Source organism: Micromonospora sp. URMC 106, assembly GCF_051386395.1.
In the GTDB taxonomy this organism is placed as follows: Bacteria; Actinomycetota; Actinomycetes; order Mycobacteriales; family Micromonosporaceae; genus Micromonospora.
The window spans coordinates 179,426-200,356 of record NZ_JBPQTP010000001.1; the positions used below are offsets into that span (position 1 = coordinate 179,426).

Genomic DNA, 20,931 nt, shown 5'->3' on the forward strand with positions numbered 1-20,931 from the left:
GGGGCCGGGCCGACGACCTCGATCGGCAGCGCGCGGATCAGAAGGGCCACTGCTCACGGGACCCCGCCTCGATGAGCGGGATCATGGCGAACGCCGCGTCGGACAGGCCGCCGAACGTGTGCCGGTTTCCGGCCGTCGGCGCGTGCCCGACCTTGTACCCGGCCAGGTTCCAGGTGTACACCGGCACCCGGCCGGGCACCGCGGCCGTCACGTCCGCCGAGCGGTGCCAGTGGGCCTGCTCGTCGGTGAGGACGACCACCCGGTCGTGTCCGTCGTAGTGCTTGCGCACCGCCTTCTCGGTCTCGGTCCCGCCGCCGTAGAAGTAGCCGTCCTCCCTGAACCGGCGTACCGCCGCCAGCACTGACTCGCCGGCGACCGCCGGGAAGACCCCGGTGTCGTGGGAGAAGGACACCACGGTCGTGTCCCGGGCGCGGGCCGCCAGCGCCAGGCCGAACACGGTGGCCGCGTCCCAGCAGCGCAGCGTGCCGTCCTTGCTGAACGCACTGTTCATCGACCCCGACGTGTCGATCAGGATCAGGGTCCGACCGTCCAGGGCGGGCACGTTCGCCAGCGCGTGCTGCAACGCCTTCTCCAGCGGGTACGCCCACCGCAGGCTCGGGGCCGCGTTGTACGCCGACAGGAAGCGCATCGGCAGCACCCGCGACCTCGCGACCTCGCCCGGGTCGGACAGCCTCGCCGCCACGGTCTCGGCGACCGCGTCGCTGACTCCGGCCTGGTCGAAGTTGCGCAGGTTGCGCAGCAACGCCAGGTAGCCCATGGTGGGGATGATCGCCTCCCACGCCGCCGCGTCCATCGCCGTCTGCCGCCAGCCGGCGAGGGCCTCCCACGTCATACCGGCCGCGCCCAGCACCGCCGGGTCGGTGATCTCCTGCCGCCGCTCGACCGGCAGCGCCATGAGTTCGGCCCGCGCCGCCAGCACCGTCAGCGACGCCGGCAGCGGGTTGTCCCGCTGGTGCCGCCGGTCCAGCGCGTGCCGGAACAGGTCACCCTGCCGCTCGTCCTTCGCCGTCGGGTGGGTCAGGTCGATGACGTCGCCGAACCGGACCGGATTCCGGTCGGAGTCGTACTTGAGCAGACTCCGCTCGTGGTACAACCGCACCGCCGCGTCGGCGATGCCCCGCTTGACCGGCTTCGGCAGCGCCCGGCCGTGGCGACCCAGCCAGTACGCGAGCGCCTCGCCCGGCTCGTCCGCGCGCTGCAATGCCGAGTCCACGATGGACCGCGATCCCGGGATACCGGCCGCGACCTGCGCGCGGGCGCCCTCCAGGGCGGCCACGACGGACGCCGAACGCAGCATCGCGCCGGTGCGCAGCCACGGCACGAAGCGGGCGAACCAGTCGGGGTCGGCGACGGCGACGGCGGCGACCAGCTCACGGAACCGGGCGTCGCGGTCGGCGGCGCCCTCGTAGAAGGCATCCTCGCCGACCATGTTCGACACCCCGAGCAGGAAGAGTTCCGTGCGCGGCTCGCGGGCGAAACCCGGGGCGCCCTCGGCGGTGACGAGGCCGTAGTCGGCTCCGTGCCGGTTCCGGCGCAGCTTGAGGTTGAACTTGGCCATCGCGTCCCCCTGTTTCGGGCGGGAGGACGCGGCCACACGCACACCCGAGACCAGAGTCGGCGACGGACTGTGTCCGCTGCTCTGTCCGATTGAGCTACCAGCCCGAAGGCGTACGGGGGGACTCGAACCCCCAACCCGCGGATCCGTGAAGTAACCGTCGCCTGCGCACCGGGTGTGCGTGTGGTCGCGCCTCCCGAGATCGGAGCCGGCGACGGACGGGTCCTTCGCCGGGGCGTTCGCCCCTCCAGATGTAACCGTCGCCTTCGCACCGGGAAGTGCGGATCGACCGTAGCGGCGGCGTCGGCGGCCGGGCAACGGAGTTTGCGCTCCCACTGACACGGGCGACGGCAACGCCGCGCGCCGCGTACCCGAGATCAGGGGTCGGCGACGGAGGTCTACTGCTCTGCCGACTGAGCTACCAGCACAACGGCTGGAGGGGACTCGAACCCCCGACCCGTAGATTACGAAGTATCCGTCGTCTGCGCACCGGGTACGCGGCGTGGGCACGTTCCGAGACCGACATCGGCGACGGGCTGTGTCCGGATAAGGAAGTATCCGTCACCTTCGCACCGGGACGTGCGGCCATAACGTACAAGCGAAACCGTTGAGCGGCAAGGGATTTCGCGTCCGGCGGCACGCGTGCCGCTCACCCGAGATCAAAGGTTGGTGACGGTGTGTGCGGGTTCGAACCGCAGCGCCCTGCTGTGGGCACCCTGCCAGAAGTAACCGTCTCCGTCGCACCGGGTGAGCGGCGTGCGCGCGCCTCCCGAGAACAGGAGCGGCAACGGAGACCGGCCCTTGCGGGCCAAGGCGACCTGGGCCACTGGTCGACACCGTGTCATCGGCGGCGGGATTCGAACCCGCGTCTCCCCGTGGGAAGCGGAAGTAGCCGTTGCCTGCGCACCGGGAGGTGCCCCCTGACGTTAGCGACCCGGGTCCACATGGGCCAACCGCATTTGTCGGGCCGCCTGAGGGCGGAGGATCAGCGGCGGCTTGACGTGGCGGGCCTGGCGGCGGCCCGCGCCCACAATTGCGGGTCGACGGCGACGGGACGGCGCCCGGCAGCAGGGGCGCTGACCACCACGGCGATCGGTCCCCACCCGCTTCCAAGCGGGTGGGGACCGATCGTTCCCGGTGGCCGGGGAGCGCTCGGCACCCGGTCCTCCGGCTGCCGGGACTCGGCCGCCGGGGGGCGTGGTGCCGGGCTGCGGATCTTCCGGCCGCCACGGGTCAGGGCGTCGCGCGCCCGGTCAGCCCGCCGCGACCGGCGCCGGTGCCCCGTGCTGGAAGCGCACCTCGGGATAGGCCGGGGCCGGCCCGTCGAGAAGGGGCTGCGGTCGCCCGCGCAGGTGCGTGTCGAGGAACGCCGCGACGTACGCGCGGGTGATCAGCAACTGCCGGTCGCCCGGGATGGCGCCCGGGTCCATGCCGAGCTGGGCGCCCAGCACCGGCCGGTCCGTGAAGGAGAGGTGACCGCTGCCGGTGACCGTGAGCCACCGCTTCCAGCCGGCCAGGCCGGGCCAGTCGCGCAGCCAGCTCGCGTCCGCCGGCCGCTCGGAGCCGACCAGCAGGAACGGCTTGGCCACCGAGCCGGCCGGGACCGGGACGAAGTGGGTGCCGTCCAGGTTGACCCCGGCGTCGACCCGCGGGTCGGTGCGCAGCGTCTGGGCGGCACTGGCGCCGCCGATGGAGTGCCCGACCAAGCCGATCCGGGCCGGGTCGACGAAGCGGGCGCCGCGCCACACCGGACGTGGCCCGGTCAGCCGGTCCAGCAGGAACGACACGTCGGCCGCCCGCCCCTCGACCACGCGGGGCATCCGGTCCGGCCCGGTCGCCTCGCAGGCGAGGCAGTCGGCGACCCGGCCGTCCGGGAACTCGACGCCCCGCGCCTCGTGGGGGTGGTCCACGCCCGCCACCACGTACCCGCGGCTGGCCAGCTCCTCGGCCAGCCCGGTCACGGACTCCCGGCTGAGACTGAAGCCGGGGGAGAGCACCACCAGCGGCCAGCCTCGGGCGGTCGGCCGGACCGGCACGTCGCGGCGGGCGTTGGTGCGTACGGTGGTCAACAGGTCAGGCGGGAGGGGCAGGCCCTCGGCGGCGATGATCCGCGCGGAGACCGCCGCCGTGGTGTAGGGCGCCGGCGTGCCGGGCGAGGCCACCGCCGGATACCAGAGCGACACCATCAGCTCCCGGCGCAGCTCGGGCCGCCACGGGTCGGGCCGCGCGTCGTCGGTCAGGTGCAGCCAGGTGGTGCCGACCGGGTAGCGGCCCGTCGGCGCTGGCAGCGTCAACGCCAGCGCCGGCGCCGGCGCCTGGGCCGCGACCGGGCCGCCGGCCAGCAGCGTGGCCAGCAGCGTCAGGAGTACGAGCAGTGCCCGGCCGCCGCTACGCAAGGCGACCACCCGCCCGTGCGGTCGACGCCGGCGAGCCGGAGCGTGCCGTTGGTGTGATCATGCTGCCTCCCGGGGGAATCCGTCGTGACGCGTCGACGGTAGGGACCGGGAGGGGCTCGCACCGCGCCCGAACGGCAGGGGGACTTACCCACCTTCGTCAGGGGTGCGACCGGGCGAGCCGGCCACGCGATGCCGGGGTGGAGCGGGCGGGCGACGATCGGCCGCGCGGGGGACCGGTGGGCAGCAGATAACCGCCGCGATGAAAAGCGATCGCGATGTCCGCCCGACACGCCGCCCCGGGCTCACATCGGCGATCCACACGGCGTCCGCCGCACCGGAACCGGTTCTTCAACGGGCTCTCAGGTGGCCCATGGCAGGCGTGTCCCGGCTGGCGGCCTACCGCTGCCAGAGGCCGTGGTCGTTGCCGCCCTGGACGTAGATGGCGAAGGTGCCACGGCCGGGGATCTCCAGCGGCTCCACGGCTATCTCGCCGCCGGCCTCCACCACCGCTGCGACGGCCGCCTTGATGTCATCTACCAGCCAGTAGGGCCGCACCACCGGCTCTTCGGTATCCCGCAACGGCGCCCGTACCCCCACCAGCCCGCCTCCCGGCATCTCGGCCGTCCGTGCGTTGCCGAGCCCGGAGTCCGGCTCGCCGAACCGCACCCCGTTCGCTGCCGCGTAGGTGGCACACACCACGTCGACATCCCTGGTCACGATTTCGAGGTAGTAGATCTGCATTGTCGACCTCCGACGAGTCACCGAGGTGTTAGATGGTTTTTGGCCTTCTGCATTCCCGCCACTGTATGGCCATCGCCTCCTGATCTCACGCAGGGCGATGCGATGGAACTTCTGTCGACCCGAGTGGAGCGGATCGGCACGCCGCGGGCCACGCTGAGGGCTCCGGCAATCGCCAAGGGCATGGTCGTAGTCCCTTGGGACAGCCGTGTCCGTCCCGTGCTCGATGCGGCCGTCAACACCGGCGCCCGCGCTTTGACGGCGTCAACTCGAACGCCCGGTGTTGCTCCACCAGCCGGCCCGGCTACCCGACGTGCGGATCGATCCGATTCGCACGTCGACCGTCCAGTTTGATCGGGACGGTTCGCGCGCTGGTGTCGCGTCAGGCAACGTTCGCTTCTGTTCGCACCTCGACACAATCAGAACTGCCCTGACTGGCCGCGCGGGGGTTGATACGGCACCAACGGTTCGGGCGGACGCGGAACCGGCCCGCCCCGGGGTTCGGATCGCGGGCGGCTCAGCCGGACAGCCGCTCGACCACCTCGGCGGTGGTGACCACCTCGCCGAGCTGGCGCCACGTCTCCAGGCTGGCCCGGTGGGCCTCGTCGGTCGCGGCGGTGCAGGCGTCGGAGACGATCACCGGCCGGTATCCGTGGTTGACCGCCTCGAAGGCCGTTCCCGCGACGGAGAGGTTGGTGGCGACGCCGGTGAAGAGGACCGTCTCGACCTGTCTGCGCCGCAGCACCGTGTCGAGTTCGGTACCGAAGAAGCCGGTGAGCCGCACGTGGGTGACGACGACGTCGCCCGCCTGCGGCGCGACCTCGTCGATGATGCGGGCCTTCGGCGTACCCTCCAGGAATGCCTGCCGCTCGGGGATCATCGCGAAGCTGGGGGTGTTGGGGATCAGCTCGGGGTAGCCGGGCCGGTGGGCGACCCTCGTGTAGACGACCAGTCCGCCGCTCGCTCGTACCGCCGCGGCGACCTGCGCGGCGTGCGCGGCGACGCGGTGTCGGGCGACCTGCTCGGCGAAGAACGGGCCGAACAGTCCGTCGGGGCTGACGACCTCGTGCTGCCAGTGGACGCCGACCACCGCGGTGCGCGCCGGGTCGATCTCCCGCATCGTTCCTCCCGTCACAGGGCGGAGAGCTGTTCCGGTGCCGGGTGGTAGCCCCGCCTGCCCGTGGCGCCCGGCCCCCGGCCGTAGGCGTCGAACCGCCCCCACCGTCCGGGGATGCCGTGCAACGCCACGAACTCGAGGTTAGCGGGAAGGGCGGGCCTGACGACGAGGTCTTCGCCTACCGGCTTGAGCCCGAGCATTGTCCGCAGCAGGAGCAGGGTGGCTCCGGCGGACCACGCCTGCGGGCTGCAGGCGGTGGGATAGTTGACCGGGTACCGGGTGTCGGCGCGGCTGGATCCGGAGAACGCCTCGGGCAGCCGGCCGTCGTAGAAGACGGCGGCGTCCAGGATGCCGGCGGCGATCCGTGCCGCCTCGTCGGCGTACCCGTAGCGCCGCAGCCCCCAGGCGATGAAGGAGTTGTCGAACGGCCAGACGGTCCCCACGTGGTAGCCGATGGGGTTGTAGCGGGCCTGCCCCTCCGCCAGCGTGCGGACGCCCCAGCCGCTGAACAGGGCGGGCGACATCAGGTGCCGCACCACGGCGTCCGCCTTCGGCTCTTCGACGATGCCACTCCAGAGCAGGTGGCCGATGTTGGAGGACAGGGCGTCCACCTGGCGGCCGTCGCCGTCGAGGGCGAGCGCCATGTATTCGCCGTCCGCCACCCAGAAGTCGCGGTTGAAGCGCTGCTTGAGGTCCGCGGCCTCCCGCTCCAGCCGGTCCGCGTACTGCGGGTCGTTCCAGAAGGTGCGGGCCAGCCGCGCGGTGCGCACCTTCGCGTCGTACGCGTACCCCTGCAACTCGCAGGTCGCGCGGGGGAAGCCCGGCAGCCGGCCGTCGCGGTACGAGATGCCGTCCCACGAGTCCTTCCAGCACTGGTTCTCCAGACCGTTCCTGGTGTTCCGCCGCTCGTAGGAGATGTAGCCCATGCCGGTCAGGTCGGCGTAGTCGTTGATCCAGTCGATCGCCGCGCGGGCCTCCTGCTCGACCGACCGCACCAGGTCGGCGTCGCCGGTCCACCGCTCGTACTCGTCGAGGAGCACGAGGAACAGGGGAGTGGCGTCGGCGCTGCCGAAGTAGGGCGTGTGCGGGGTCTCCTCGAAGATGCTCATCTCGCCGTACCGCATCTCGTGCAGGATCCGGCCGGGCTGCTCCTCCCGGAAGTCGTCGACGCGGCTGCCCTGCCGGAGCGCGAGCACCCGGAGGGTGGTGGCGGCGAGTTCGGGCGTGAACGGCAACGCCTGCAGGCTGGTGAAGATGCTGTCCCGACCGAACATGGCCATGAACCAGGGCAGGCCGGCGGCGGGGACCCTCTTGTCCTCGGCGAGGAAGGGACTGAAGCGCAGCGCGGCCAGGTCGATCAGGCTCTGCCGGTACGTGCCGCTCAGCGGCCCCCACCCGGATTCCAGGCGCGGCGCGCGGTCCAGCCATTCCAGCAGGTCCCGCTCCTTGTCCCTGCCCTTGCCGGCTGCCCGCCCGGGGATCGAGAGCCGCTCCAACCCGCGGGGCATCGGCAGGTCCGGCAGGGCACTGAGCCTGGCGGTCCAACGGCTGTGGGGTTCGAGGTGGACCTCGAGCGTCAGGCCGTCGTCGTCCCACGTGGCCGGCACCGACGCGGAGATGAACGTCTCCCGTCGGAACCGCTCCCGTTCGTATCCGAGGACGAGGCGCCCGTCTTCGACCCGCCGGTAGTGCCGGCCCTTCTTCCTGGCCTCCGCGTCCTTGACCTCGAAGAGGTCCGCGAAGTCCGCGTCCGCCTCGACCCTGAGGGTCACGTCGACCGGTTCGTTGGCGTAGTTGATGACGGTCAAATCTTCGTGCAGGCCGCTGTCCAGGCTGTGCATCCGACGCACCCCCAGGGTGCTGTTGACGTAGACGTCCTGACGCCCGGGGATCAGGAAGAACCGGTTCTCGAAGTAGTGGAGGTCGTCGATGGAGAGGGTGCTCAGTCGCTCCCCGTTGACCGTCAGCACCCATTTCGACAGCAGGCGGGTGTCGTGGGCGAACAGGCCGAGCGGCGTGTCGGGCGACGGGACGATGTCCCCCGCGCGATCGCAGACCATGAAGGTCGTGCCGTCCAGGATCCCCACCTGGTTCTCAGCCATCGTCACCTCCTCGGCTGCGCATCGTCCCGGCTGCGGGCGGCGGCGGGAACAGGCGCCGGACCGTGGCGAACAACCGGGGGTGGCCCTCCACGGCCGCCTCACCGCGCAGGACGGTGGTCAGGAAGTACGCCTCCCCGCTGGCGATCCGGTCGAACACCGCCCGGTCCGCCCGGACCACCGCGTCACCGCCCGTCGCCTGCTGCGTCACCGTGATGTCGCCCTTCTCGATGGCGACCAGCCAGTGGTCGACCTGGCCGCCCCGGTCGATGTCGAAGCGGACACTGCCCTCGTCGATCGCCGTCAGGCGACGGTCGTGGCCCCGCCGCGCGAGGCTGCGGAAGAAATCCTGGGTGGCATCCGCCATCGCGACCCCTCCTCAGGGCCACCATTCCCGGAAAACGCGGCTTGCGCCTCACCCGGAAGAGGTGAACTTCGCCGCCGGCTGCCCGCTGCCCGCCGTCCGCCGCCGGTGTCCGCCCGGGCCGTGACCGGGCCGTCCTCGCCTGCGCGTCGCCGCCGGGCGGCGACGCGCCCTCGCCCTCGCCGTGGCGCGCCGGGCGGCCGGCGGACACCGGCCCGGCCGGCCGCCACCGCCACTAGCCTGGGACTCGATGGATCCCATCCAGGCAACGCTGCTCGTCGCCGCCGGTGTCGTCACGGGCGCCTTCAACGCGGTCGCGGGCGGCGGTTCCCTGATCGCCCTGTCGGCGCTGATCGGCGTCGGTATACCGCCGCTGACCGCGAAGCTGACCAGCACGGTCGCCGTGTTCCCCGGGAACGTGGCCAGCGTCGCGGGGGGCTACCGGGACCTGCCGTCGCGGGGAGACATCGGGCGTGTCCTGCCCGCCGCCGTGCTCGGCGGGGTCGCCGGGTCGGTGCTGCTGCTGGTGACACCCAGCGGCGTCTTCGACGTGATCGTCCCGTTCCTGGTGCTCGCCGCCTCCGCCGTCCTCGGTCTGCAGGGCCGCCTGAACGAGATGGTCAGGCGGTCCGCGCTGCGGCACGGGCGGGGGCATCCGGCGACGCTGCAGGCGTTCGTCGCCCTGGGCGGGGTCTACGGCGGCTACGTCGGCGCCGGGTTCGGCATCGTCCTGGTCGCCACCCTGGCTCTCCTCCAGCACGAACCGCTCACCAGGACGGTCGCCCTGAAGAACCTGCTGTCGGCCGTCATCTCGTTCACGGCGGTCGTGCTCTACCTGATCTTCGGCGTGGTCAACTGGGCGGGGGTGGCGATCCTGGTCCCGGCGACCGTCGTCGGTGGGTACGCCGGTGCGCGGCTGCTGCGCAGGCTCCCCGGCGGTCTGCTGAGGGCGGTGGTCGTCGCGTTCGGGGCGGTCTTCGGCCTGGCCCTGTTGTGGCGCAACATGCTGTAGGCCGCGCGGCCCGTGGGTACGAGCCGCGCGGCCGTGTCGGTCGGGGCGCCCGCGCGCCGGCCCCGGCCGGCCCGGACCGGGCGACCGGGGCCGACCGCGGTCAGGTCAGCGGAACGTGGCGGGCGAGCGCGGCGCCGCCGGCCTCGAAGGCGGCCAGGACGGCGGTGGGCGTGCCGCCGGTGACCGGGACCAGGACGGTCACCGGCCGGCCGGAGTTCAGTCGCACCGTCCGCTCACCGAGCGAGCGGTCGCCGTCCCAGGCGTGCAGGTACGCCGTGCCGGTGCGGTCGGCCCGGACGGTCACCTCCACCCCGCCGGCCACCCGGCGCTGGGCGGTCAGCCGCAGCGCCCGCTCGGGCAGCCGGGCCACGGCGGCCGGCGCGACGCCGTCCACCGCCGACTGCGCGATCGTCTGCGGGCTGTGCACGCTGCGGGCGGCCGTGTCCGGGAAGACCGGGGCACTGGGCTGCCGCGCGGCGGGGGTGAGGCCGGGCAGGGTCACCAGACCGTACCGGTACGGGTCGGCGCGGACGCCGGTGAAGGTGGACCAGCCCAGCCGGGACTGGGACGTCAGGTCCTGGGTGTCCGAGTCGTAGACCAGCACGTTGAAGCCCATCCGGGCCGGGTCGACCGCGTCGGGCAGGACCGCGAACGGGATGCTCGCCTCGATCGTGTAGCCGGCGTACGGCGCGGTGACCTTGCTGACCACGGTCATTCCCGGCGCGGTGGTGGCGCCGGGCCCCTGCCGGTTGTCGGCGTCGCGCTGCCAGCACGGCGGGTCGCCGCCCGCCGGGTCGTCGGTGACGGGGAAGATGCCGGCCTTGAACACGGTGGAGGTGTCCGTCGAGTTCCCCCTGGGGTCGACGATGATCTCGACGCTGTCGGTGCGGCGCTGCCGCTTGCAGTCCTGCGGCACCACCTTCTTGCCGAGCACGTCGTCGGTGACCCGCACGAGGACCTTCAGCGCGTCCTCGGTCCAGGCGATCCGGCCGGTGGCAGAGGCGTCCTGCGGGGTGGTGGCCTGCCCCTCCCAGATCCGGGACAGGTCCAGTTCCGCGCCCGGGTACTCGCCGGGCGTGGCCACCCCGTCGACGGCGTGATCGTGCCCGGCGTGCGGCACCTCGCTGGTCGGCACGATCTCGAGGGCGCCGGTCTCGACCGTGCTGCCGGCGGCGCTGGTGGTGGTGATCGTGATGCCGTAGTCGCCGTCGACGCCGCCCTCGTTGGCGGTCGGCAGGGTCGGGTCGGTGTTGGTGACGGTGAAGGTGACCGCCCCCGTCGCGCCCGGCGCCAGGCCGGCGTAGCTCTTCGTCGCCGCGTCGGCGGTGAAGCCGGCCGGCAGGCCGAGGGTCACCGTGCCGCTCTGGCTGGCCTCGCCGTGGTTGCGCAGGTCGACCCGGACCGTGCGGCTCTTGCCGGAGCCGACGGTGAGCACCGGCTTGATCAGGGTGTCCAGCTGCGGGTAGCCGCTGTCGCCGGCCCAGTCGCGGAACAGCCCGACCTCGGGCAGCGGCTCCAGCGTGCCGCGCACGTCGGCGACGACCCGGACGGCGCGGTCGGTGCGGCCGGCGCCCTGGCCGGTGGTCAGGTTCGCGCCGACGAGGTGCTGCTGGTTGGTGTCGGCGTCGGCGGGGACGGTCACGGTGAAGGCGACGGTCCGCTCCCGGCCGGCGGGGACGGCGCCCCGGAGCGCGCCGGAGCCGGTGGCGGTCCAGCCCTGCGGCAGCCGCAGCGACACTCGCGGCGCGGTGAGCGCCCGGTCTCGCGGGGCCCGTACGTGCGCGGTGACGTCGACGGTCTCGCCGGGGGCGAGGTCGAACCGGTCGGCGGTCAGGTAGAGCTCCGTGCCCCGGGGCAGCCCGCCGGCCGCCGCGGGCAGCACCGACCCGCGCAGGATCGCCTCGGGGGAGGTGTCCGCCGGGTCGTACGGGACGCGGCTGTCGACCAGGGTGTAGAAGTCGCAGCGGATCTTCGCCGGGTCGGTGGGGGCGGCGGCGGTGCCGGCCCAGCCCTGGGTGACGTAGTCCCGGCGGGCGTCGACCTCGATTTCGGCCCAGGTCTTGCCGCCGGCGCTCGGAGCGCCCTCCCAGACGCCGAACACCTGGTCGGTCGGGACGGTCGGCACGAAGCTGGCCGCGCACCGCGGCCCGGCGGCCGAGCTGCCGGTTCCGCCGGTACGCAGGAACTTCGCCGCCCGGAACGGCTTGAGGCCCTCCCCGGTGAGCTGCTCGGGGAAGGCGGCCGGGTCGGCGGCGGCGTGGAACGCCTCGGCGGCGAACCGGGCGGCCTGCTGGTGGTTGCCGTGGTTGCCGGGGGTCGGCGACGGGTTCATCGTCATGACGATCTCGGGCCGGGTCTGCCGGATCACCCGGACGATCTGGGCGAGGGTGTCGTCGTGGCCCCAGATCCGCTCCGACAGCGGCGCGGAGGCGGTGTACCAGAAGTCGACGCGGTCGAGGTTGTAGAGGTTCTCCACCCCGGCCCGGCCGATCGCGGTGCGCTCCTCGCGCTCGCGGATGATGCCGAGCGGGGGGCCCTCCTCGAGGCCGACGGCGTTGCCGCCGCCCTCGCCGCGGGTGATGGTGACGACGCCGGCCTTGGCGCCGTGCCTCTCCTTCCACTGGCCGAGGGTGGCGAGGCTGCCGGCCTCGTCGTCGGGGTGGGCGCTGACGAAGAGGACGTCCAGGTCGACGGTGTCGGTCGGTCGGGCGTCGGCGGGGGTGGCCAGGGCGGCGGCCGGTGTCCCGGACAGGGCCAGGGCGAGCGCCGTGGGTAGCAGGAACGCCTTGAGTCGCATGCAGATCCTTTCGCGACACGCGAGGTCCGCGCAGCGGCCACCGACGACGGACGCGCGGCGGCGTCGGCGTGGGGCCGTGGGTCGGACGAAAGACGGCGGCGGTGGGGCGCGGGGCGCGCGGGCGCCACGGCACCAGGGGGTACGCAGCGGAACGGAGATCCGTACACACTGGAAGGCCTTCGCCCGGTGACGCTAGGGACCGGCGCGGCGGCCCGTCAATGCTTTGCAAGGTCTTTCTTTATTTGCGAAAGAAACAAACGAGAGGCGATCCGACTCCACGCCGCCGACCGGCAGCACGCCTGCCCGGCCCCCGGTGACCTCCTCGACCACGCGTTTCTGCTGCTTATGAAGGTGGCCGTGAGGTAACGAGACGATTTCGTTACTTGACTCAATAGTTCGTTCGCCGTAGGAAGGAAGTGTGACTGACGTGGTGACGCCACCGACGAGCCCTGTGAGCCGGGAGCGGTCGAAGGAGATCAAGCGGCTTTCCGTGATCTCCACCGCCCGCCAGGTGCGGGTGCTCTCCCGCGCCGAGCTGACCGAGCTCACCGGGCTGAGCCCCGCCACGCTCACCCCGCTCGTGCGTGAGCTGATCGCCGAGGGCTACCTCATCGAGCGTGGCCCCGGCGCGTCCCGCGCCGGCCGTCCGCGGGCGATGCTGGAGTTCAACCCCCGGGCCGAGCTGGTCGCCGCGGTGTCGCTGGAGCCGTCCCGGATCAGCTGCGAGATCGCCGACAGCGACGGGGCCGTGATCGCCCACCGCGCGGTGCGGCTCGCCGGCGACATCGTCGACACCATCTGCCGTTCGGTGCCCGAGCTCGCCGGCGACGGCCTGCCGGCGCTGCGCGGGGTCGCCATCGCCGCGCCCGGCATATCCACCGGCGGCGCCGTCCGCCTGGCCCCCTCGGTCGGCCTCGTGGAGGGGCGGCCGGTGGGGGAGTCGGTGCAGCGCCGGCTCGGGGTGCCGGTGGTGGTGGACAACGACGTGAACCTGATGGCCGCCGGCGAGCACGCGGCCGGCGCCGGCAGCGACGTCGCCGACCTGCTGCTGCTGCACGTCGCCGACGGCATCGGCGCCGGCCTGGTGCTCGACGGGCAGGTCCGCCGGGGCGCCGGCGGGGCCGCCGGGGAGGTCGGCTTCCTGCCGCTGGACCCGGCCGACCGGGGCCACGACGGGATCGGCCCGTTCGAGGCCCGCTGGTCGGAGAACGCCATCGCCGAGCGGGTGGTGGCGCTGGCCCCCGGCCGGCGCCCCGACTCGCCCGTCGCGGCCCTGGTGGAACTGGCCGCCACCGACCAGCGGGCCGCCGCGTACCTCGACGAGGTGCTCGTGGCCTGGTCGCGGCTGATCGTCTCCTGTGTCTGCGTCGTCGACCCCGGGCGGGTGCTGCTCAGCGGCGCCGCCGCCCAGCTCGACGACGCCGCCGTCGACCGGCTCCAGGCCCTGGTCGGCGCCGCCGCGCCGAGCGCCACGGAGGTTCGCCGGGCGGTGCTGGGCGACCGGGCGGTGCTGCACGGCGCCGTCAGCTACGCCCTCTCCGCGGCCGCTGCCGGCCTGCCCACCCTCCTGCCGACCCCCTGACCACACACCCCGCACCACGCACCCTTCCCCTAACCCCTCGGAGGTACCCCATGAGACGTCGCCTTCTCCTCGCCGGCGCGCTCGCCACAGTGCTCGCCGCCGGCACCGCCTGCGGCGGCGGCGGTGACGACGCGGCCGGCGGCGCGAGCGCCGAGAAGCTGACCATCTACACCGCCCGCGACAAGAAGGTCTCCACCTACGTGGTGGACCAGTTCACCGCCAAGTACCCCGAGTACAAGGGCAAGGTCGAGATCCTCAACCTGGGCGCCCAGGAGATCCTGGAGCGGGTCCGGGCCGAGAAGGCCAACCCGCAGGCCGACGTCTGGTGGGGCGGCACCCAGCAGGGCCTCGCGTCCGGCGCGTCCGAGGACCTGCTGGCGGCCTGGCAGCCGACGTTCGCCGGCAAGATGGACGCGAAGTACAAGGACGCCGAGGGTCGCTGGTTCGGGGAGATCCTGCTGCCCGAGGTGATCATGTACAACAACAAGGCGCTCACCCCGGAACAGGCCCCGAAGGACTGGGACGACCTGCTCAAGCCGGAGTGGAAGGACAAGATCGTCATCCGGGACGTGGCCGCGTCCGGCACCATGCGGTCGATCTACGCCGCGATGATCGTGCGCCAGTCCGCGGACGGCAGCAACCCGCAGCCCGGCTACGACTGGCTGAAGAAGCTGGACGCCAACACCGGCGCGTACGCGGCCAACCCGACCGACCTCTACCTCAAGCTGTCCCGCCAGCAGGGCCTGCTCAGCGCCTGGAACCTGCAGGACATCCTGTTGCAGGCCAACCAGTCGAACATGCCGTTCGGCTACGTCATGCCGGCCTCCGGCGCCCCGGTGCTGGTCGACGGCCTCGCCGCGGTCAAGGGCGGCAACAGCGCGGGCGCGCAGAAGTTCATCGAGTTCCTCTTCGACGACAAGCTCCGCGCCGACCTGGCCAAGGACTACTACCAGATCCCGGCCGTGGACATCGCCGAGAAGCCCGAGTGGCTGGCCCAGCTCCAGCTCAAGCCGCTCGACGTCGACTGGAACGTCATCGGCAAGAACGAGACCGAGTGGATCAACCACTGGAACAGCCAGATCAAGAACAAGGGCTGACCGCCCGGGCGTCCGCGGGCGGGCCCGTTCCGCCCCCGGACGCCCGCCCGCGGGGCGCCGGGACGGTGTGAGAGGGCAGCTTTTCTCCACCCGGAGGCGTCGGAAGGTGCCCTTCGCCTCCGCCCCCCATCCCACGACCGACCAGGTCCGGTACCGCACGAAGGAGAGGACCTTATGATCGATGTCACGCTGGAGTCGGTGAGCAAGCGCTTCGCGCGCGGCGGCGACACCGCGGCCGTGGACGACGTCGACATCACCATCGCCGCCGGGGAGTTCTTCACGCTGCTCGGCCCGAGCGGCTGCGGCAAGACCACGACCCTGCGCATGGTGGCCGGGTTCTACTTCCCCACCTCCGGCCGGATCCGGTTCGGTGCCGAGGACGTCACCCGCCGGCCGCCGAACAAGCGCGACACCGGCATGGTGTTCCAGAACTACGCGCTCTTCCCGCACATGAGCGTCGCGCAGAACGTCGCGTACGGGCTCAAGATCCGCAAGGTCGGCCGGGCCGAGTCGAGGCGCCGGGTCGAGGAGGCGCTCGGGCAGGTGCACCTCGCCGGCTACGGCGACCGTCGCATCGACGAGCTCTCCGGCGGCCAGCAGCAGCGGGTCGCCCTGGCCCGGGCCCTGGTGATCCGGCCGCGCACGCTGCTGCTCGACGAGCCGCTGTCCAACCTCGACGCCAAGCTGCGCGAGGAGACCCGGGTGGAGATCCGCCGCATCCAGCGCGAGGCCGGCACCACCTCCATCTACGTCACCCACGACCAGGCCGAGGCGATGGCCATGTCGGACCGGATCGCGGTCATGCAGTCCGGCCGGGTGCAGCAGATCGGCGCCCCGCAGGAGATCTACCACCGCCCGGCGACCAGCTTCGTGGCCCGCTTCATCGGCCGCAGCAACGTGCTCTCCCTGCCGGTGGTCACCGCCGCCGGGCAGGCCGTCACCGTGGGGCTGCCCGCCGGCGGCGAGATCGTCGTCCCCGCCCCGACGGGGCACGGCCTGCGCCAGGGGGACACCGCGCTGGTGTCGGTCCGCCCCGAGCACATCGGCCTGACCTCCACCACCGACGCGGGCGCGCTGCCCGGCCGGATCACCGAGGTGGAGTTCACCGGCATGGCCACCAACCTCGTGGTCGACGTGGCCGGCGAGCCGGTGCAGGTCGCCGCGATCGACGTGCCGGCCGGGGTCGCCGTCGGCGACCAGGTCGGACTGCGGCTGAACCGCGAGCGGATGTGGGTGGTGCGGCCGTGAGCACCATCCCCGCCACCCCCAGCCCGGCCACCGTCGCCCCGGTCACCCAGGAACCGACCCCGCCCCGCGCCCCGCGCCGCCGCCTCGCCGACCGGTTCGCCGGCGGCACCGGCTCCCGCTGGTTCCCGTACGTCCTGGTCTTCCCGCTCGCCCTGATCCTCTTCGGGTACGTGGTGCAGCCGATGTTCGCCACCTTCGCCGAGAGCGTCGGCGTGGACGGGGTGGAGAACTACGGCAACTTCCTCACCGGCGACGGGGTGGCCCGCTCGTCCCTGGTCACCTCGCTGGTCATCTCCGCGGCCAGCGTGCTGCTCTGCGGCATCGTCGGCGTGGCGATGGCCTTCCTGCTCAAGCGGTTCTCGTTCCCCGGCCGCCGGCTGATCGAGGCGATCATCCTGGTGCCGGCGGCCCTGCCGCCGCTGATCGGGGCGATCTCGTTCCAGCTGCTCTACAGCGAGACCGGCATCCTGCCACGCGGGCTCCAGCAGCTCTTCGGCACCGAGAACCCGGTGCTGCCGTTCAGCGGCGTCGCCGGGGTGCTGGTGGTGCACACCTTCACCATGTACCCGTACTTCTACCTGTCCGCCTCCGCCGCGCTCGGCGGGATGGACCCGTCGGTGGAGGAGGCGGCGTACAACCTGGGGGCCGGCCGGGTCCGGGTGTGGCGCACGGTGCTGCTGCCGATGCTCACCCCGGCGCTGGTCTCCGCCTCGCTACTGGTCTTCATGACCTCGCTGGCCTCGTACACCGCCCCGCTGCTGTTCGGGGTGGACCAGACGATGACGATGCAGATCTACATCAACCGCACCAACGGCGACCTGCCGATGGCCTCCACGTACGCCTCCGTGCTCGGCGTGGTCTCGGTGCTGTTCCTGCTCGGCATGCGCTGGTACGAGGGGCGGCGCAGCTACCGCTCCCAGTCCAAGGGCGTCGCCGCGCACCGGCGCGAGATCACCAACCCGTTCGGCAGGTGGCTCGCCCTTCTCGCGTCGCTGCTGGCCACCGCCGTGCTGCTCGCCCCGGTGGCGACCATCGCGCTGGTGGCGTTCTCCCAGGACGGTTCCTGGACCACCGAGGTGATCCCCGCGGCGTACACCACGCAGAACTTCGTCACGATCTTCTCCGACCCGACGGCGTTCCAGCCGATCCTCAACTCGCTGCAGATGAGCCTCATCGCGACCGTCGCCTGCGTCGTGGTCGGCGTGCTCATCGCGTACGCGGTGCGGCGGCTGAACTTCCGCGGCCGGGGTCTGCTGGACGTGGCGGTCATGCTGGCCTGGGCGCTGCCCGGCACGGTGGTGGCGATCAACCTGATCTCGGCGTTCAGCACCGGCAACGCGTTCAGCTTCGGCCAGGTGCTGATCGGCACCTTCTGGATCATGCCGCTGGCGTACTTCGTGCGGTTCCTGCCGCTGGTGTTCCGGTCCAGCTCCGCCACCCTGGCGCAGATCGACCCGTCGCTCGAGGAAGCCGCGCGCAACCTGGGCGCGTCGTGGTGGCGGGCGTTCGGCACGGTCACCCTGCGGCTGATGCTGCCCGGCGTGGTGGCGGGCGCGCTGCTCGCCTTCGTACACGGCGTCGGCGAGTTCGTCGCCTCGGTGCTCATCTATACCTCCGAGACCGCCCCGATCTCCGTGGAGATCAACAACAGGATGTACTCGTTCGAGGTCGGCACCGCCGCCGCGTACGGCATGCTCCAGGTGGTCCTGATCTTCGTGGTGATGGTGCTCTCCGGCCGGCTGGAGGGCGGCCGGCGCTCCAGCCGGGAGGCGGCGCGGTGGACGGCGTGAGCGCGGCCTGGCCGGCCGGCGGCGGGCTGGTCCCCGCCGCCCGCATCCCCGGCGGGGAGCTGGCGGCGGTGGCCGAGGCGGCCGACTTCGCGGTGCTGCCGGTGGGCGCGGTCGAGTGGCACGGCCCGCACCTGCCGCTCGGCACCGACCTGATCCTCGCCCAGGGCTTCGCCGCCGAGAGCGCCCCCGGCGGCGACGGCGCGGTGCCGTCCGGCGGCACCCCGGACGGCGCCGCGACCCCGGCCGGCGGGCACCCGGCAGCAGGTCCGCGCGGGGTGCTCTTTCCGGCCGTGCCGTACGCCGCCTGCCCCGGCCAGACCCGGCCGTGGCCCGGCACCGTCGCGATCCGACCCGAGATCGCGGTCGGCTACCTCGCCGACGTCATCGAGGGGATCGTGGCCGCCGGGTTCCCCCGACTGCTGATCGTCAACGGACACGACGCCAACATGTCCACCGTCCGGGCCGCGATGGAGTGGGTCTCCGGGCGGCGCACGGCGAGTCTGCTGCTGGTCAACTGGTTCCAGCTGGTCACCCCGGCCGAGACCGCCGAGCTGTACGGGCCGCTGCCGGCGCGCGGCCACGGCGGGGCGTACGAGACCGACGGGGTGCTCGGCTTCGACCCCGGCGCGGTGCGCCTCGACGCGGTCGCCGACCTGCCGCCGAGGCCGAAGCTGCCGGTGAGCCACCCGTACGTGCTGGTGGAGTCCCGACCCGACCCGTGGCAGGGCTGGTCCGGCCACGTCTCGCTGGCCGGCGAGGAGACCAGCCGCCGCGTCCGGGAACTGGCCGCGACCCGGCTGCGGGAGGTCGTCGCCGCCTGGGTGGCCGCCCCGCCGCCGGCCAGCAACACCGCCCCGCCGCCGGTGACCGCCCGCCCCGACCCGATCGGCCTGCGTCAGCTCGCCGCCGAGTTCGCCGCGGTGCTCGTGCGGGCGCAGGCCCGGGGCGAGATCGACCGGAAGACGGTCGAGCAGCTGCGGGACAAGCTCGCCGAGCTGAACCGCGGCAAGCCGAAGGACCGGGCCAAGCGGGTCGAGGACCTGCGCGAGCGTCTCGCCGAGGCGGTGGAGGAGCAGCGGCTCTCGGCCGACACGGCGGCCCGCCTCGACGCCCTGCTCGACCGGGTTGACACCGGGTCGGGCGGCGACGAGGAGGACGACGACTGAGCCGCGCTCAGCCGACCTCGACCACCGACCCCTGCTCCACCCGGCCGCCGCGCACCACCTGCGCGTACGCCCCCACGCACGGCTGCGGGCCGAGCTGCGGCAGCGGCGCGACCCGGTTGAGGCGGGCGGGGACGCGCAGCGCGTCGCTCTGCCGGGGCAGCGACCCGTGCGCCAGGGTCGGCACGGCGCACCGTGGCGTGGGCGCGAGCACCCGCAGTACGAGCTGCGGGCCGATCCGCAGCTCGCGGCCGACCCAGTCGTTCTCCGCGAAGGCGTCCGCGTCGACCTCGACGACGAGGTTGGGCCGGTAGCGGGCCGCGTCGAGCGTGCCGCCGGGCATCTCCGCGGCCAGCCGGGCCAGGGTCGCCGTGGTGACCAGGTGCACGGGGGCGAAGTCGAAGAAGGTGCCCGGCGCCGCCGCCCCGAGAGGGTTGGCGACCACCGGCACCTCGGCGGCGAGGCCGTCGGCGAGCACCGCCTCCGGGTCCGCCCGGTCCAGGGTCGCCCCGGCGGGCGGTCGGTCGATCAGCGTCACCGGGGCACCGAGCACCCGGGACAGCACGCCGTCGACGTCGTCGTCCACGCTGGACACCTCGCGTCCGTCGGGCAGCGTGACGCGGACCGGGCCGGGCGCGGCGCCGGCCGCGCGGAGAGTGAGCAGGTCGCGCCAGAGCCGTGGGTGCTTCGCGCTGGCCACCCGCCCGGTGTCCCGGTGGCGCAGGGCCAGCCGCCGGTCGCCCGCCACCCCCGCCGTGTCCACGTCGGCGGCGGGCAGCCGCTCGCCCAACATCGACTTCACCGGATACCGCCAGAGCTGGGCCAGCCGCCCGGTCACCGGCCCGCCGCCGCGGGAATCGCCGTGCGGGATCGACGGCGCGTCGGCGGGCGGTCCGCCCGCGCTCGGAGTGCGCTGGGTCACGGGCGCCACCCTAGTCCGATCCGCCGGCGGCAGCCGCCCCGCCGCGCGTGCCCGGAGCCCGCCGGCCGGCGTACGACCGGGCGCTGCCGCCCGGCGGCGGGTCCGGGCGCGCCGGTTACCTGCCCAGCAGGGCGCGCAGGGCCTTGACGACCTCGGCGGGCGCCTCCTCGGCCATGAAGTGGCCGCAGGTGACGGTGTGGTGCTCCAGGTCCGGCGCCCACGCCCGCCACAGCCCGGCCGCGTCGAAGCCCAGGGCCGACCCCCAGTCCTGCTGGAGCACGGTCACCGGCATGCGCAGCGTGTTGCCGGCCGCGCGATCGGCCCGGTCGTGCGCGACGTCGATGCCGGCCGACGCGCGGTAGTCGGCCACGATCGAGGTGACCGCCTTCCGGGACGCCCGCAGGTACGCGGCCCGCACGTCGGCGGGGAGGGCGTCGGGGTCCCGGGTCCAGGCGTCGAGGAAGTGGCCGAAGAAGGCGTCCGGACTGGCGCCGATGAGCTGCTCGGGCAGGCCGGGCGGCTGGGCCATCAGGTAGAGGTGGAAGCCGACGGCCGCGGTGGTGCCGCGCATGACCTCCCACATGTCGAGGGTGGGCAGCACGTCGAGCGCGGCGAGGTGGGTGACCGCCCGCGGGTGGTCGAGACCGGCGCGGACGGCGACCAGCGCGCCACGGTCGTGCCCGGCCAGGGCGAAGCGGTCGTGTCCCAGCGCGCGGGCGAGCGCGACCACGTCGGCGGCCATGGTGCGCTTCGCGTACGCCGTCCCGTCGGGGTCGGCGGGCTTGTCGCTGTCGCCGTAGCCGCGCAGGTCCGGGCAGATCACGGTGTGGTCGGCGGCGAGGTCGGCGGCGACGTGCCGCCACATGAGGTGGGTCTGCGGGAAGCCGTGCAGCAGCACCACCGGGCTGCCGGTGCCGGCGACGGCCACGTTGAGCGTCACGCCGTCGGCGACGGTGACGCGCCGGTAGTCGAATCCTGAGATCGTCGGGTTCATGGTGGCCCTTTCTGCGGTGCCGGTCGGGTGGCGGAG

At 73.2% G+C, this 20,931-nt stretch carries 15 protein-coding genes; 6 read left to right on the forward strand and 9 right to left on the reverse strand.

Translation table 11 applies throughout. The features are described from left to right. Positions 1–37: 37 nt before the first annotated feature. The 6 genes from ACSNOB_RS00690 to ACSNOB_RS00715 form a co-directional block, all read right to left on the reverse strand. Positions 38–1,579: a TROVE domain-containing protein gene (locus tag ACSNOB_RS00690; RefSeq protein WP_436684514.1), complete on the reverse strand. Its 1,542-nt coding sequence runs from the start codon at positions 1,577–1,579 to the stop codon at positions 38–40. Between the two features lie 1,250 nt (positions 1,580–2,829). After that, complete coding sequence (locus ACSNOB_RS00695; protein ID WP_436684515.1) at positions 2,830–3,972, reverse strand: alpha/beta hydrolase family protein; 1,143 nt, start codon at positions 3,970–3,972, stop codon at positions 2,830–2,832. A 396-nt stretch (positions 3,973–4,368) separates the two neighbouring features. Then, the gene (locus tag ACSNOB_RS00700) at positions 4,369–4,713 is read right to left on the reverse strand and encodes a VOC family protein (protein ID WP_436684516.1); all 345 of its coding nucleotides are present in this window, start codon (positions 4,711–4,713) and stop codon (positions 4,369–4,371) included. A 514-nt stretch (positions 4,714–5,227) separates the two neighbouring features. Then, complete coding sequence (locus ACSNOB_RS00705; protein WP_436684518.1) at positions 5,228–5,830, reverse strand: cysteine hydrolase family protein; 603 nt, start codon at positions 5,828–5,830, stop codon at positions 5,228–5,230. An 11-nt stretch (positions 5,831–5,841) separates the two neighbouring features. Further along, complete coding sequence (locus tag ACSNOB_RS00710) at positions 5,842–7,929, reverse strand: amylo-alpha-1,6-glucosidase (protein WP_436684520.1); 2,088 nt, start codon at positions 7,927–7,929, stop codon at positions 5,842–5,844. Further along, positions 7,922–8,293 (reverse strand): SCP2 sterol-binding domain-containing protein, encoded by a 372-nt coding sequence (locus tag ACSNOB_RS00715; protein ID WP_436684522.1) that lies wholly within the window; start codon positions 8,291–8,293, stop codon positions 7,922–7,924. The genes ACSNOB_RS00710 and ACSNOB_RS00715 overlap by 8 nt, the downstream gene beginning before the upstream one ends. 247 nt (positions 8,294–8,540) lie before the next feature. On the opposite strand from ACSNOB_RS00715, the gene ACSNOB_RS00720 reads away from it, so the two are divergent. After that, positions 8,541–9,302: a sulfite exporter TauE/SafE family protein gene (locus tag ACSNOB_RS00720; protein WP_436684524.1), complete on the forward strand. Its 762-nt coding sequence runs from the start codon at positions 8,541–8,543 to the stop codon at positions 9,300–9,302. A gap of 100 nt (positions 9,303–9,402) precedes the next feature. On the opposite strand, the gene ACSNOB_RS00725 is transcribed toward ACSNOB_RS00720, so the two are convergent. Continuing rightward, a complete protein-coding gene (locus ACSNOB_RS00725; protein ID WP_436684526.1) occupies positions 9,403–12,099 on the reverse strand; it encodes a sugar-binding protein in 2,697 nt (898 codons plus the stop codon). 418 nt (positions 12,100–12,517) lie between these two features. Between ACSNOB_RS00725 and ACSNOB_RS00730 the strand changes: the two genes are divergently transcribed. The 5 genes from ACSNOB_RS00730 to ACSNOB_RS00750 all read left to right on the forward strand — a co-directional run bounded on the left by ACSNOB_RS00730 (position 12,518) and on the right by ACSNOB_RS00750 (position 18,982). Continuing rightward, complete coding sequence (locus ACSNOB_RS00730) at positions 12,518–13,681, forward strand: ROK family protein (RefSeq protein WP_436684528.1); 1,164 nt, start codon at positions 12,518–12,520, stop codon at positions 13,679–13,681. A 50-nt stretch (positions 13,682–13,731) separates the two neighbouring features. Beyond that, complete coding sequence (locus ACSNOB_RS00735; RefSeq protein WP_393110674.1) at positions 13,732–14,778, forward strand: extracellular solute-binding protein; 1,047 nt, start codon at positions 13,732–13,734, stop codon at positions 14,776–14,778. Positions 14,779–14,952: 174 nt separating this feature from the next. Next, positions 14,953–16,026 (forward strand): ABC transporter ATP-binding protein, encoded by a 1,074-nt coding sequence (locus tag ACSNOB_RS00740; protein ID WP_436684531.1) that lies wholly within the window; start codon positions 14,953–14,955, stop codon positions 16,024–16,026. Next, the gene (locus ACSNOB_RS00745) at positions 16,023–17,816 is read left to right on the forward strand and encodes an ABC transporter permease (RefSeq protein ID WP_436684533.1); all 1,794 of its coding nucleotides are present in this window, start codon (positions 16,023–16,025) and stop codon (positions 17,814–17,816) included. The genes ACSNOB_RS00740 and ACSNOB_RS00745 overlap by 4 nt, the downstream gene beginning before the upstream one ends. Then, entirely contained in the window at positions 17,813–18,982 is a 1,170-nt protein-coding gene (locus tag ACSNOB_RS00750; RefSeq protein ID WP_436684535.1) for a creatininase family protein, read from the forward strand. Before ACSNOB_RS00745 ends, ACSNOB_RS00750 begins: the two co-directional genes overlap by 4 nt. 7 nt (positions 18,983–18,989) lie before the next feature. Here ACSNOB_RS00750 and ACSNOB_RS00755 read toward each other — a convergent pair whose 3' ends face one another. Together ACSNOB_RS00755 and ACSNOB_RS00760 are read right to left on the reverse strand one after the other, a co-directional pair. After that, entirely contained in the window at positions 18,990–19,901 is a 912-nt protein-coding gene (locus ACSNOB_RS00755) for an MOSC domain-containing protein (RefSeq protein WP_436684537.1), read from the reverse strand. 115 nt (positions 19,902–20,016) lie between these two features. Further along, the gene (locus ACSNOB_RS00760) at positions 20,017–20,895 is read right to left on the reverse strand and encodes an alpha/beta fold hydrolase (RefSeq protein ID WP_436684539.1); all 879 of its coding nucleotides are present in this window, start codon (positions 20,893–20,895) and stop codon (positions 20,017–20,019) included. Between the last annotated feature and the right edge of the window lie 36 nt (positions 20,896–20,931).

Bases quoted from the DNA above. Each gene is read 5' to 3' on its own strand.
- ACSNOB_RS00735 (WP_393110674.1), top strand. From the start codon at position 13,732: ATGAGACGTCGCCTTCTCCTCGCCGGCGCGCTCGCCACAGTGCTCGCC.
- ACSNOB_RS00740 (WP_436684531.1), top strand. From the start codon at position 14,953: ATGATCGATGTCACGCTGGAGTCGGTGAGCAAGCGCTTCGCGCGCGGC.
- ACSNOB_RS00690 (WP_436684514.1), bottom strand. From the start codon at position 1,579: ATGGCCAAGTTCAACCTCAAGCTGCGCCGGAACCGGCACGGAGCCGAC.
- ACSNOB_RS00720 (WP_436684524.1), top strand. From the start codon at position 8,541: ATGGATCCCATCCAGGCAACGCTGCTCGTCGCCGCCGGTGTCGTCACG.
- ACSNOB_RS00725 (WP_436684526.1), bottom strand. From the start codon at position 12,099: ATGCGACTCAAGGCGTTCCTGCTACCCACGGCGCTCGCCCTGGCCCTG.
- ACSNOB_RS00705 (WP_436684518.1), bottom strand. From the start codon at position 5,830: ATGCGGGAGATCGACCCGGCGCGCACCGCGGTGGTCGGCGTCCACTGG.
- ACSNOB_RS00715 (WP_436684522.1), bottom strand. From the start codon at position 8,293: ATGGCGGATGCCACCCAGGATTTCTTCCGCAGCCTCGCGCGGCGGGGC.
- ACSNOB_RS00700 (WP_436684516.1), bottom strand. From the start codon at position 4,713: ATGCAGATCTACTACCTCGAAATCGTGACCAGGGATGTCGACGTGGTG.
- ACSNOB_RS00760 (WP_436684539.1), bottom strand. From the start codon at position 20,895: ATGAACCCGACGATCTCAGGATTCGACTACCGGCGCGTCACCGTCGCC.
- ACSNOB_RS00710 (WP_436684520.1), bottom strand. From the start codon at position 7,929: ATGGCTGAGAACCAGGTGGGGATCCTGGACGGCACGACCTTCATGGTC.